We start from the raw sequence: 12980 nt of genomic DNA, 5'->3' as shown, positions 1-12980 counted from the left end.
ATATATTATTATATATAATAATCAATTAAATATATCCCTTAAGTTGACGCCATTGCCTGAACACATCGTTTTCGTTCACCACTATGGCTTATGCTAGGAAAAAACGCGCACTTTTTTGATCAGCGTTTGATTGTTTGGCTACTTTTTGATTAAGCAAAAAGTAGCTTTAAAAAATTCATTTTTTACCAGTTTCAGGAACAGATAAGATACAACACATCAGGGCGCCAACTCAAGGATAATATTTACCTGGTTATTAAATAGATAGGAGGTTCATTATTTGTTTTTATGCATACAGATTGTTACTAACTTATGTGGAGATTTTTTTAGGGGAGCGTATTTAATAATATACAGATTTTCATCTTTACAGAATCTCTCGCTATAAGGTTTAATCTTAGGTACATCGCCAACTATAGATCCGTCTATTTTGTCTCTTTGAAATCCTATTTTATCATTTTTTTTAATTTTTATTCCTTCTTTTTGATGCACTTCATACCACTTATTTTGTTCAGGTAAATGTATATAGGGTACTTTCAAGCTAGGTCTATTTTCTTTTGGACGAAACATCATATGATGAATGATACTAGGATGCGTGTTGCACATACCAATTTCAATTTTACCTCCATGATAAACTTCTTTTGGTTTATTCTTTTCCTTAAATACCAATACTAAACTAACAGTTGCTTCGGCAGATTTTATTTTGTCTTGCTCTTGTCCATTTATTGTGAAGTAATAATTGTGATATTTGCCATATAGTTGGTTGACTACACCAGGCAAATAGTGAAAGGCTCTTTGTAACCATAGCTCCTCATCTGCTAGGCCTCTGTATTTAGAAATACCCTTGTCTAAAAAAATTTTCATTTCATAGATCTTAGGTGTGTTCCATCTTGTCACTCTGGGGTGTAGTTTATAGCATACTTCTTTTTTTTCTATTTCTTTTTTGGCTTTCTCTTTGTTTTGTAGGTGACACTGGGAATAGAGTGTCATAGGATGAGAAGAAAAAGCTGATTTACAAGAAATAATTAAAGTAACTCCCCAATATACTAAGCAGTAACGTATACCTGTAGTAGGTAGTTGTATGGTAATCATATCTATGGCTTTTTTGCAGTAAATGGTTAGGATAAACTTTAATCGTACTATTTATTTGCATATATGGCTAAGGCTTTTTCATTCCACTTTTTTATGCACTTCTGGAACAGTAATAAATAGATGCTTTAATATTATAAATTTGCTTTATTTATCTAACTTTAATATTATAAAATTTATATAAGTTTGCAAGTAATAGCAGCTAAAAATGATCTTGAGTAGATATTGGAAGTGGTCTATTGGTATTAAATCGGATCGATATCCAATAAGATTTTAATTTTTCTATAGGTCCCTTTAGCCAGTGTATAGCTACAGGCACTCCTTAACCACTCTTTTTTGCGTTGCAATCCACTTAAACTTTTAGTAGGTATTTTTAAAAATAGATCTAGTAAAAAATGATTTCTGATTTTACCAACCAAGGGTTCTTGAGGGCCCAGTACCATACCTTGAAACTGTTTTACTAATAATGTTTTTAATCTAATGGCACCTGATTGTAAGGTAGAGAGATTCACACAACTTAAACTTAGTTTAATTAGTCTAACATAAGGAGGATAAAAAAAACGCTGCCTTTCTGCTAACTCAGCTTTATACATTCCTTCATAATCACCATTGGCTAAGTAGACAAATAAAGGATGATGCGTCTGCCTGGTTTGAATCAATACACTGCCTTGCTGATTGCGTCTGCCTGCTCTTCCTGCTAACTGAGTGATCAGTTGAAAACATTTTTCATTTGATCTAAAATCAGGAAAATAGAGTAAGTTATCGATATCTAATATCCCTATGAGGCGTATATTGGGAAAATCTAATCCTTTAGCCATCATCTGAGTCCCCACTAAAATATCTATCGATCCAGCGGTTACTTGGTTTACAATAGATTGGTAACTATTTTTTCCTTTTGTACTATCTAAATCCATGCGAGCAATCTGTTGGTCTGGAAAGATAAGTTGTAGACTCTCTTCTAGTTTTTCTGTACCAAAACCTATGTTATGGAGCTGCTCAGATCCACAATGATGACACGAACATAAAGTAGGGCTAGTATAGTCACAATAATGGCAGCGTAGGTGATTGGCTTCTTGGTGGTAGGTAAGGCTTACTGAACAAGTAAGGCAACGTGGAATCCATCCACAAGTAGCACATAGAAAGTATTGCGCATATCCTCTTCTATTTTGAAAAATCATGGCTTGACCACCTGCCAAATTATTCTCTTTAAGCTTAGATAATAGTGTAAGCGAGAAGTTGTCTCGCATGGCCTTACGTTTTTTTTCTATGTTAAGGTCAATAAAAAATAATGCGGGACTGTTTGCTTGGCCAAATCTACGGTCTAAGGTTACCAAACCATACTTCCCAGATTGGGCATTGTAATAGCTTTCTAGGGAAGGGGTTCCTGAACCAAGTAAAACTTTTGCTTGATGCTTTTGGGCCAATAGGATGCTACTCTCTCGTGCATGGTAGGTGGGCATTGTATCTGCCTGCTTATAGGCTTGATCGTGTTCTTCATCTATAATAATTAGTTCTAGTCCTTTAAAAGGTAGCAAGAGCGCTGAACGTGTGCCTACCACTAATAAGGCTTGTTCTTTTAATAGGCGAAACCATGTCTTTAGACGTTCTTTATGGGATTGTTTAGAGTGGTGTACCACCAACCATTCTCCCCACAAAGGTTTGATGCGTTCTACTATGTGGGTTACTAACCCTATTTCTGGTGCTAAAAGCAATACCTGTTTTTGCCTTTGTAAGGCCAATGCAATCAGATGCATATAGACCTCTGTTTTGCCACTGCCTATAGCACCATGTAATAGTACGACGTTTTTGTTAGTAAATTTGGCTTGAATAGCTACAAGTGCTTTTTTCTGAAATGCTGTTAAAATAGCTAATGGTTGTAAAGGAGCAGTAAAAATAGATGTGGGTAACTGGTCTGGGTTAACTTTTATTAAAATCTCTTTTTTTAATAATCTATCGAAAGCTGATTTAGAATAAGCTATAAGCTCTTTTTTAGCAGCATATAAAATTGTTTTTTCTTTTTTAGGTAAAAAATGAGCTAAAAGGGCTTGTTGTTTGGGTGAATATGGTGATAGTTTGGTTAGGGTAAGTGGATCTAGATGGATAGTAGGAGAGAGGGTAAAATAATTGTTCACACCAGCTTCTTGATTGATTCCAGTTGTGGCTACTGCTTCTACTAACTCTTTGGATAGTAATGATATGAGTGCCTTATTGGCTTCTTTTTGGACTGTTAATTGGATAATAGCTGGGTAAGCTAAAGGGTGGTACTGTAACGCATTGAATATCAGCTGTTCAATGGTGGATAGTTGATTGGCATTAGCGGTTTTGCTGATTTGAAAGATTAAGCTATTAGGAAATCCAAGTAGTTTGGGCCATGCAAGGGACAATATGGTACCAAGGTTGGACACGTAGTAATCGGCTAGCGATGCTAAAAAGGTTAATTGCTTAAGTGTAAATAAAGGCTTCTTGTAGATTATACCTAATAAATTCTTGGTAGGGTAATTGGGTATGTTGCCATGGCATCTCATGACAATACCCAGCAAAAGCTTCCCGTTACGCAACGGTACCAATACACTACTGCCTACATCTATTCTACTTTGGTATATAGAGGAAATATGGTAGGTTAAGGGTTGAATTGGAAGTGGTAAGATAACATCTGCAAATTGTTTCAAGTGCCATGCAATTTTTTAGTATGATCAATATTTTAGACCATACTCATTTTAATTTGTGTGAGTTTACGTTTGGTATCCAGGGGAAAGTCCCCTTGTATCATCCAGTTATAATAAGATGGCTCTAGTTTGAGTACCTCTGATACGCTTTTCCCTTTATGCTTGCCAAAGTTAAAGATAGGGATCTGTTGGTCGTTATAGACCATTCTACCTGCAAAATCTACCATATTGGTATTGGTTAAGTCATGTAGTGTAGCTACATCATTTTTTATCACACCTAGTTTATTCCCTAAAGTATCCACTACAGGCTCATTTTCATATCTTTTTATTTGCTCCATCAATACTTCTAAAGTAGCTTCTATATCTACCATAGCATTATGTGCTCCTTCTAGTTCCTTTTGACAATAAAATAAATAGGCTGCTTTTAAAGTCCTTTTTTCCATTAGGTGAAACAGCTTTTGCACATCTATAATTTTACGATTTTCTATCTTAAATGCTATTTCTGCCCGCAAAAAGCTTTCTACTAATATGGGTATATCAAAACGCAGCAGATTAAAACCTGCTAAGTCTGCTCCTTTTAAAAAGGCCATCAATTCCCTACTTATTTGTTTAAAAGTTGGCTTGTCTCTTAGATCTTCATCATAAATACCATGAATTAAACTGGATTCAGGAGGAATGGCTTGTTCTGGATTAATTCTTTTATAGAAGGTTACGCGGTTACCATTGGGCATAAGCTTAATAATAGCAATTTCTATTATACGATCATGTATCACGTTAATACCTGTAGTTTCTACATCTAAAAAAGCAAGTGGGTTGGTTAATTTTAAACTCATAGGTATATTGCGTTCTATTTTTAATTAATATGGTAAGAAAAGGTTAAGCAGAGACCATAGTTAAATTTTTGTATGTTGAATTACGTGTAGACGAAGTGTAAAAATAGATTGCTCAAATATAATAAAATTAAATTACCCATTCTCTTATTTTATGCTCTATGTTAACTAGTAGAATCAATCATAGTATTTTTCGTAGTTCATTGCTTTCTTGGTATAAACTACATCAGCGTTGCTTACCTTGGCGTACTACTAAAGATCCCTATAAAATATGGTTATCAGAAATTATTCTACAACAAACAAGAGTAGCGCAAGGGTTGCCCTACTATGAACGTTTTATAACTCAATATCCTTCTGTAACAGAACTGGCCAATGCTACAGAGCAAGAAGTTTTACGTTTATGGCAGGGATTAGGTTATTATAGCAGAGCGCGTAATCTACACCATTGTGCGCAAACCATTGTTGAGCAATATAAAGGTGTTTTCCCTTCTAATTATAGAGAACTACTTATGCTCAAGGGGATTGGACCCTATACAGCTGCCGCTATTGCGGCAGTTGCTTTTAAAGAAGTAGTGGCTGCTGTGGATGGCAATGTCTACCGTGTCTTGGCACGTATTTTTGGGCTAAACTATGATATAGGTACCTTGCAAGGGAGAAGAAAAATGCATGCATTTGCTAGTCTGCTAGTAGATCCTATAGAGCCTGATACTTATAGCCAAGCTATTATGGATTTTGGCGCTCTACAATGTACACCCGTATGTTCTTTTTGTGCTACTTGTATTTTTAAAAACTACTGCATGGCCTTTTATACGAATAGACAAAAAATACTGCCTGTTAAAACAAGTAAAATCAAGAAACGAGCTCGTTATTTTGACTATTTTATTTTGCAGTACAAAAATCTTATTTATATGAAAAAGCGTACAAAAAATGATATTTGGAAGGGTATGTATGATTTCTATTTATTAGATAATACACAACGGTTGCTGTTAGAAAAGATCCAGGATCCTTTATTAGTTTTAGCTAAAAGGCATCACTTATCTATTACTACTCTTGAAAAAGAGGAACGTCATTTGCTAACGCATCAAAACTTATTTGTAAAATTTCACAAAATAGAGCTTACGTCTACTTGCTTGGAAGAAGCCAACTATTTTTTCGAGCAATCTGCCTTAGTGGCATTTAATTGGCTAGAGATTGAAAATTTGCCTAAACCTATTTTAATTCAAAAGTTTTTAAAAAAGCTCAACAGTATCTAGTTACGCTAGGGCCTGGCTCAGGCCAACACCATTGGCTCGGGTTAATAGAGGTTTTATTTTTTAAAAAAAAACATTATATTGCAAGCAGCGTTCTTTTATCCTACTCTTTAATCAAGGTACCTATAAATTATTCAATTAGACAGTTTTATAAGTAAAAAGTAGGCCAAAGCGCTTGAAGTTTAATATTTTAAATATAGTTTTTTTCCCATGGAAGGAGTAGTAAAATGGTTTGACCCAGCCAAAGGTTATGGGTTTATAAAACCTGCAAACGGAGGTAAAGATGTTTTTGTGCATATCAGTGCACTTGTAGCCTCTAGAGTAAGCATGATAGACCAAGGTCAGTCTGTAGATTTTGAAATCACCAGTGATAGAGGTAAAGAGGTAGCTAGTAACATTAAAGTTCTTGATGTGTGAGTAACACATCAAGAACTTTTTAACTTTTAATATTATACTTTGAGTAATACTTTTCAAAAATATAACTTGCCATCAGCTTTGTTAGGAGCATTAGCAAAGATGCAGTATGATCATCCTACTGCCATTCAAGACCAAGTCATCCCAGTTGCCTTAACGGGCCAAGATATCTTAGGTTCTTCTAAAACAGGTAGCGGTAAGACAGCTGCTTTTTCTATACCTGTAGTTGCACAACTTATTAACCAACTTGGTGCCAGCGTTTTAGTATTAGCTCCTACGCGGGAGCTTGCCGAGCAAGTAGCAGGCGTTATGTCAAACATGGTAAGTGGTTGTAAGCATTTGCGCGCTGTATTGTTAATAGGGGGGGAGCCTATTGGAAAACAGTTAATGCGCTTGCGTACTAATCCCCAGATCATTGTAGGTACACCTGGCCGTGTAGAGGACCATCTATGTAGAGGCTCTTTGCATTTGCGTAATACTACTTTTTTGGTATTGGATGAGATTGACCGAATGCTTGACATGGGATTTTCAATCCAGATAGATAAGATTATTAAACGTTTGCCAATAGAACGTCAAACCTTGATGTTTTCTGCCACGTTGGATAAAAATATTGAGCGTTTAGCTGGATCTTATTTAAGGCAACCAGCACGGATTAGTGTGGAAATTTCTGATAATGATACTAAAAATATTCAAGAAGAATCTCTTTATGTGCCAGAGTCAGCCAAATTTCAAGTTTTATTGGATCAGCTTAATAAACGGGAAGGTTCTATTATTGTTTTTGTAAAAACGCAAATAAGAGCCGATAACATCAGTTATCAATTACAGCAAGCAAATTTTAAAGTTTGCGCTATTCATGGTGGATTAAAACAACATCAACGAAAGCGTGTAATAAAGGACTTTAGAAACAAGCATTATTCTATTATTGTGGCCACTGATGTAGCTGCAAGGGGCTTAGATATTGACCATATCAAACATGTAATCAATTATGACTTCCCCCAAGCTGCGGAAGATTATACCCATAGAATTGGTAGAACCGGTAGAGCTGGTGCTACAGGATTTGCTTTATCTATGATTTCTTCTCCTCAAGAAAAACGACTTTGGCGTGTCATTCATAATGAGCCAGTAGAAAATGAGGAGAGGAGGCCATTTAGGCAAAACGCAAACTTTAATCGGTTTAAATCCCGTCCTTTTAGGCGTAGTTTTTCAGGCTAAATCCGTTCTAGTAATAGCGGTTTTAGCAAACTAAAAAAAACGCCTCTTTTAAAATAGGTGTGATCAGAAAGTGGCCCTTACAACTGAAATAAAAAAACAGGTTTGTTTGAAGCCGGCATAGCCGGCCACTTCTGTTTTTTCAGTGATAAGGGTCAGTTTTCGTAGCTTTTTACTGATTAAAACAGCTCCAATGAATCATCTAAGCTATTAGCTCTGCTAGAGTGGATCACAAACTGTTCCGGTTGCCCAGTAGCGGCAGGAATATGGCCATCCATAAATTTCATATAGCGTCCCATAAATTGCAAATGAACCTGATCTAATGCACCATTTCGATGCTTAGCTACAATAACCTCTGCTAGCCCCTGTGTGGGATTACCTGATTCATCTTCTGTTAAGCCATAATATTCTGGTCTATATAGAAATAAAACTAGATCTGCATCTTGTTCAATAGAACCAGATTCCCGTAAATCAGATAACTGGGGCCGTTTGCTACCGCCACGTGTTTCTACCGCTCTGCTTAACTGAGAGAGTGCCACTACCGCAATGTCCAACTCTTTGGCAATGCTCTTAAGGGCACGCGAAATGGATGCAATCTCTTGTTCACGATTACTTCCTCCTCTATTAGCATCGCCTGACATCAGTTGCAAGTAGTCAATAACCACCAGTTGAATATCATGTTTGGCTTTTAATCTTCTGCATTTGGTTCGTAATTCAAAGACAGAGAGTGCTGGGGTATCGTCTACATAAATCGGAGCATTCGAGAGGGCAGCCGTCTTATGAAGCAGTTGTTCCCACTCATGGTCCATCAATTTACCTTGCTTGATTTTTTCACCTGCTAGTTCTGCTTCAGCTGAAATCAACCGATTGACTAACTGCAACGCACCCATTTCTAAGGAAAAAATCGCTACTGGGGTCTTGTAATCTATGGCTGCATTGCGTAAAGCAGAGAGTACAAAAGCGGTTTTTCCCATACCAGGCCTGGCGGCAATAATAATCAAATCAAATTTTTGCCAACCAGAGGTAATCCGGTCTAAAGCAGTAAAGCCACTAGGAATACCAGTAAGGCCATTGGCACGTGTACGACGGTTCGATAAACTATCAAAAGCCTCTACCAATAGAGAACGCATTTCTAGGTAACTCTTGCGAATGTTGCCATCTGAAACTTCAAATAGTGCCTGTTCAGTACGATCTAAGGTATTGAAAACATCCATCGTAGGATCATAGGCATGTTTTTGAACCATAGTGGAAATCTCTATCAACTTTCTGCGCATGGCATATTCTAGAATCGCCCTGGCATGAAATTCAATATTGGCCGAAGAACTGATACGAGTCGTTAGATAACTGACATAATAGCTGCCACCTACTGCAGCTAATTTGCCATCTTTACGTAACTGATTGACTACCGTTAGCATATCTATCGGTTCTGAGTCATTAAACAAGCGTACAATGGCCCGATAGATTTCTTGATGGGCTTCTTTATAGAAACTTTCAGGTTTTAGGAGATCAATAACACTGACCAGCGCTTCTTTTTCTAACATCAATGCGCCCAGCACACCTTCTTCTAGATCTAAGGCATGTGGGGGATATTTTGCATTTACCGCAAGCGTGTCAGAGCTAGCTAGATTGGATGGCTCTACGCCTAACTTTTTAGTATAGTTTTTCATTCGATAGGATACTTAAACTAGGCCAAAATCAGCCATTATTTGCTTACACTAAGTCTAGATAGTGCCCTTACCTTAAGGGCTTTAATCATATGTGCCAAGCCACTAGCGCGCTGAAAGCCAATTAACGAACTGATCCCAATGGCTTCTATGAAATAGAGCTTGGCCTCTACAATAGCTTGCAGAGATTGGCCAGAACATATTTTTAATAACAGGCTAATTAATCCTTTTGTAATGGCCGTATTGCTGTCGGCTTGAAAAAAGAGCCGTTCTTCTATATAAGTATCGGCCAGCCATACTTTAGACATACAGCCTTGGACCAAGTAGGCATCCGTTTTATATAAAGGATCTATGGGGGCTAGTGTATTGCCTAAATCAATGAAATAGTCGAGCATGGCGACTCGATCACCAGACAAGGTGGCGCAGGCATCGATGATCTCATTTTGGTGTTGCTCCATAGTTTTATAAGCTAATTGTACCATACTAACGCTTTCCTTTATCAATAATCTCTTGCAATGCCTCTAAAAATAGATCTATTTCTTCAATGGTATTATAAACTGCAAAAGAAATACGTACTACTCCTTCTATACCCAATCTGTTCATCAGGGGCTGGGTACAACAATGGCCTGTGCGGAGAGCAATACCTTTGGCGTCTAATAATAGCCCCACATCTAAATGATGCATATGGGTTAAGTTAAAGGCAATGATGGGTACCTTGTGGGCAGCGGTACCCACCAATTGTACTTCTGGTATGCGGGCTAAGCCCGTTAATGCATAGAAGAGCAAGTGTTCTTCATGAGCAGCTAGCTTGGCATAACCTACACTTAAGATAAATTTGAGTGCTTCTGCAAAAGAGATAATAGCACCCAATGGAGGGGTCCCTGTCTCAAACTTATAAGGTGGATCCTGATAGAGCACCTCTGTTAAGCTAACTTGTTGGGCCATTCCACCACCGGTTTGATAAGGAGGCATCGCTTCTAGCCACTTTTTTTTACCATATAAGATACCTACTCCCGTTAAACCATACATTTTATGGGCAGAAAAGACAAAAAAGTCACAATCTAAATTGGTAACGCTAATAGGCAGATGGGCTACTGCCTGTGCCCCATCGATCACTACAATTGCGCCTTTTGCATGTGCTTGCGCTATAATGGTTTTAATTGGGTTAATACTCCCCAATGTATTCGATACATAAGTCAATGCAACGATCTTAGTCCGTCTGGTAAGAGGGAAATGGGCTAGATCTAATTGCCCTTTATCATCTACAGGTATGTATTTTAAAACAGCTTTTTGCTGCTTACAAAGTAGTTGCCAAGGAATAAGATTGGCATGATGCTCCATTTCAGAAATGATTACTTCATCTCCTTCCCTGACTACCATCCTGCCATAAGTAGCAGCAATTAAATTAATCCCCTCTGTAGTACCAGAAGTAAAAACGATATCTTCTACCTGGGGAGCATCTATAAATTTTTGTACGGCCAGACGCGTCGCCTCTAAGGAAGCTGTAGAACGAGCCGCTAAGGCATGGACGCCACGGTGAATATTGGCATTATCTTGCTCATAAAAATGGCGGGCACGATCTATAACCGAAAGGGGCTTATGGACCGTAGCAGCATTGTCAAAATAGACCAAAGGCTTATTATAAACTTGCTGATTGAGAATAGGAAAAAGAGACCTAACCTGGCCTATATCTAAAGGAAGCTGAGAAAACATTAGTAGCAGTTGACTAGGTTAATAGACCGAAGATACTACAATTTTACAAGCTTTGCTATGAGCTGATCGCGTAAATAATCTTGTAAAGATGGTAAAGAAAGGGAATGAATTATTTCGCTACCGAAAGCTTCCAATAATAATCTTTTGGCTAAGGGAGCGGCTATGCCACGTGTTTGCAAGTAGAATAATTGGGTTTCATCCAGCTGCCCCGCGGTTGCACCATGGGAACATTTGACATCATCTGCATAAATTTCCAGTTGTGGTTTGGTGTAATGGTGCGCCTCATCAGATAGCAGTAGGACATTGTTAGTTTGATAGCCATTAGTTTGCTGTGCATCCGGTGTAAGGTAAATTTTACCACTAAAGCTGCTGGTTGAGGCACCACCCAAAATGGATTTGTAATGTTGTTTACTAAGGCTATGGGGTGCACTATGGACCACTTGGATCTGGTGGGCTACTTGTTCTGTTGTACCAAGGGTAGATAGACCATATAGACCCGCATGGGCATGACTACCCTTTATTTGCACATTAAGATGGATGCGCAACCTAGTAACTCCAAAGGCAAAGCTATAATGGGTAAAGTTGCTATGCGCCTTTTGATGACAATGGAGATTATTGACTTGATGGGCTAATAGACTGCTTTGGGATGGTTGGTCGGGATAGAGCGTATGGTAAGCCAGATGGGCTGTTTCTTCTAATAAAACATAGGTAAAATGGTTTACAAAAGGCTGCACGCTGCCTGCTAGGTTATACCAATTTTCTATTAGGGTTACTTGGCTGCCTTGGCCTATTTTCAGGATCAGTTGGGGTACTATATGAGGGGCCGTATGGGTTACAATATGTTGTAAGATAATGGTTGCTTGAGTGGCTGTTGCTAGCTCTAGCAGGTAGATTTCTTGAGCCAACATCGTGTTTAACAGTAGAAAAAGATCATTTGTTGAGCCCATATCAGCTACACAGCTACTCCATATGGCTTGCTGTTTGAGCGGTGGCAGATCTGCTAGTCGTTGCAGCTGAATACCCGGATGCAGATGGTCAGCGAAAGCATAGATACCATCTATAAAAGTTAAAGTAGTTGCCTTAGTAGCCTCACCATAACCACTAACAGCTATCGGTAGCAAAGGATGAGTAGGTATAGGAACATGGTAAGGCTGATCGGTGCATAAGGCAAGTATTTCCCGAAGTTTTCTATAATTTTCTTTTTGGCTAGCTATAAAAGTCGGATGATCAAGCTTTTTAAATGCAGTTAGCCGTTCTGTATAGAAAGGATCAGTGGCAGAAAAAGTTTTAAAGGCTTGTTGCAACCAATTTCTAAATGCGATCATAGGTGATTAGATGAGGTGGTTTGTGTAATCCAGCTATACCCTTCTTTTTCTAACCGTTTGGCAAGCGTAGCCCCACCAGATTGAATAATTTTCCCTTCATAAAAGATATGTACCACATCTGGCACCACATGATCCAATAGCCTTTGGTAATGGGTAATGACTATTATCGCATTAGTAGGAGAGCGCAATTGATTGATAGCTTGTGCAACAATGGTTAACGCATCAATATCCAAACCAGAATCAGTCTCATCTAAAATAGCCAAAGAAGGATCAAGTAAAGCCATTTGTAACATTTCATTTCTTTTTTTTTCCCCTCCGGAAAAGCCTTCATTAAGGGAACGCTGTATCAGGGATTGATCCATATGAAGCAGTTTGCGTTTCTCTTTTAAAATTTCCAGAAATGAAACAGCATCTAAAGGAGATAGGCCTTTTTGTTTTCTTATTTGATTGATTGCTGTTTTTAAAAAATTAGTAGTGGTTACACCTGGAATTTCCACAGGATATTGAAAAGCTAAAAAAAGACCAAGTGCCGCTCTTGCTTCTGGGGCCAATCGCAATAGATCCTGGCCATGTAGTAAGATATTTCCTTTTGTAACTTCATAACCCGGTTTACCAGCTAAAACCGATGCTAAGCTACTTTTACCTGCACCATTGGGACCCATAATAGCATGCACCTGACCTGCATTAACTTCGAGGTTTACACCGCTTAGTACTTCTTTATCGCCTATAGTTACATGTAAATCTGCTATCGTGAGCATGTGCTTTTATTTTGGTTAAAGTAATTTGGGTTAAAGTAAATAGATGCCTTTATATGTAGTAGTTGATA

The 12980-nt window shown here is 38.0% G+C and carries 11 protein-coding genes; 3 read left to right on the top strand and 8 right to left on the bottom strand.

Features of this window, described 5'->3' with window-relative positions; genetic code table 11:
* Nucleotides 1-273: 273 nt before the first annotated feature.
* The 3 genes from MUW74_RS01190 to MUW74_RS01180 all read right to left on the bottom strand — a co-directional run bounded on the left by MUW74_RS01190 (nt 274) and on the right by MUW74_RS01180 (nt 4582).
* Nucleotides 274-1086 carry a DUF1609 domain-containing protein gene (locus MUW74_RS01190; protein WP_243518866.1) on the bottom strand — a complete coding sequence of 271 codons (813 nt, stop codon included), beginning with the start codon at nt 1084-1086 and terminating at the stop codon, nt 274-276.
* Between the two features lie 242 nt (nt 1087-1328).
* Nucleotides 1329-3752, bottom strand: coding sequence for a primosomal protein N' (gene priA / locus MUW74_RS01185; protein ID WP_243518869.1), 2424 nt, complete (start codon nt 3750-3752; stop codon nt 1329-1331).
* A gap of 32 nt (nt 3753-3784) precedes the next feature.
* Nucleotides 3785-4582: a 3'-5' exonuclease gene (locus MUW74_RS01180; protein ID WP_243518880.1), complete on the bottom strand. Its 798-nt coding sequence runs from the start codon at nt 4580-4582 to the stop codon at nt 3785-3787.
* 158 nt (nt 4583-4740) lie between these two features.
* Between MUW74_RS01180 and mutY the strand changes: the two genes are divergently transcribed.
* The 3 genes from mutY to MUW74_RS01165 all read left to right on the top strand — a co-directional run bounded on the left by mutY (nt 4741) and on the right by MUW74_RS01165 (nt 7455).
* Nucleotides 4741-5832: an A/G-specific adenine glycosylase gene (gene mutY / locus MUW74_RS01175; RefSeq protein WP_243518883.1), complete on the top strand. Its 1092-nt coding sequence runs from the start codon at nt 4741-4743 to the stop codon at nt 5830-5832.
* A gap of 207 nt (nt 5833-6039) precedes the next feature.
* Nucleotides 6040-6246 carry a cold-shock protein gene (locus tag MUW74_RS01170; protein ID WP_114910160.1) on the top strand — a complete coding sequence of 69 codons (207 nt, stop codon included), beginning with the start codon at nt 6040-6042 and terminating at the stop codon, nt 6244-6246.
* 78 nt (nt 6247-6324) lie between these two features.
* The gene (locus MUW74_RS01165) at nt 6325-7455 is read left to right on the top strand and encodes a DEAD/DEAH box helicase (protein ID WP_243518886.1); all 1131 of its coding nucleotides are present in this window, start codon (nt 6325-6327) and stop codon (nt 7453-7455) included.
* Between the two features lie 176 nt (nt 7456-7631).
* Here the strand turns inward: MUW74_RS01165 and dnaB are convergent, their stop codons facing one another.
* Genes dnaB through sufC form a run of 5 tightly spaced genes read right to left on the bottom strand, consistent with a single transcriptional unit; the run spans nt 7632 to nt 12912 of the window.
* Entirely contained in the window at nt 7632-9119 is a 1488-nt protein-coding gene (dnaB, locus tag MUW74_RS01160; protein ID WP_243518889.1) for a replicative DNA helicase, read from the bottom strand.
* Between the two features lie 35 nt (nt 9120-9154).
* A complete protein-coding gene (locus tag MUW74_RS01155) occupies nt 9155-9598 on the bottom strand; it encodes a SufE family protein (protein WP_243518891.1) in 444 nt (147 codons plus the stop codon).
* Between the two features lies 1 nt (nt 9599).
* Nucleotides 9600-10829 (bottom strand): aminotransferase class V-fold PLP-dependent enzyme, encoded by a 1230-nt coding sequence (locus tag MUW74_RS01150; protein WP_243518894.1) that lies wholly within the window; start codon nt 10827-10829, stop codon nt 9600-9602.
* A 35-nt stretch (nt 10830-10864) separates the two neighbouring features.
* Nucleotides 10865-12154, bottom strand: coding sequence for a SufD family Fe-S cluster assembly protein (locus tag MUW74_RS01145; protein WP_243518896.1), 1290 nt, complete (start codon nt 12152-12154; stop codon nt 10865-10867).
* Nucleotides 12151-12912 carry a Fe-S cluster assembly ATPase SufC gene (sufC, locus tag MUW74_RS01140; RefSeq protein ID WP_243518899.1) on the bottom strand — a complete coding sequence of 254 codons (762 nt, stop codon included), beginning with the start codon at nt 12910-12912 and terminating at the stop codon, nt 12151-12153. The genes MUW74_RS01145 and sufC overlap by 4 nt, the downstream gene beginning before the upstream one ends.
* Nucleotides 12913-12980 lie beyond the last annotated feature (68 nt).

Source organism: Candidatus Cardinium sp. cBcalN2 (assembly GCF_022810445.1).
Taxonomy (GTDB): domain Bacteria; phylum Bacteroidota; class Bacteroidia; order Cytophagales; family Amoebophilaceae; genus Cardinium.
The sequence above is the reverse complement of the archived record's forward strand: the minus strand, read 5'-3'. Positions and strand labels throughout refer to the sequence as shown.